General features: G+C 63.6%; 1 protein-coding gene. It reads right to left on the bottom strand.

Features of this window, described 5'->3' with window-relative positions:
* Positions 1-90 precede the first annotated feature (90 nt).
* Entirely contained in the window at positions 91-363 is a 273-nt protein-coding gene (locus VE26_RS00080; RefSeq protein WP_052715561.1) for a molybdopterin-dependent oxidoreductase, read from the bottom strand.
* Positions 364-456: the final 93 nt, after the last annotated feature.

Here is a 456-nt window from a genome sequence, read left to right as displayed (position 1 = left end):
CGCTGTGGGTGCTGTGGATTCACGGCTTGCCGAGCTCGCTGTCAAGATCGCTGCCCGGCTCAGCGTCCGGTGACTCGTTGCGAATCACGACTAGACGGCATGGCGAGCGCCCGGCTTCACCCCCGCCTGAACCAGCACCGGGCCGAGCCGCGTCCCCGTCCATTTGGCACTACAGCTCCATCCCTCGACGCAATCATGGCGCGTGATCTGGGTGCGGCTGGGCATGTTGCGCACTTCGGCCAGCGAAAAGCTGACCTCGCGGTCGACCATGCCCTTGATGGTCAGCCGATAGGGCTCGAATTTGGCTTCGCGCAGGCACATGTATTCGGGCGTTGTCGGCTCGGTCGAACCATTCGGCTTCATCCCCTGCCGGATTTCGCTTTGCGCCTATTCCCGCGCCAGCACCTTATCGCCAATCAGCGCACGCTGCGCGGAATAGGTCAGCACATTGGCGCG

Origin of the sequence: Devosia chinhatensis (genome assembly GCF_000969445.1) — a bacterium.
Classification (GTDB): domain Bacteria; phylum Pseudomonadota; class Alphaproteobacteria; order Rhizobiales; family Devosiaceae; genus Devosia; species Devosia chinhatensis.
Note: the sequence above shows the minus strand (reverse complement) of the source record. Positions and strands in the feature narration are given on the sequence as shown.

Bases quoted from the DNA above. Each gene is read 5' to 3' on its own strand.
- VE26_RS00080 (WP_052715561.1), bottom strand. From the start codon at position 363: ATGAAGCCGAATGGTTCGACCGAGCCGACAACGCCCGAATACATGTGC.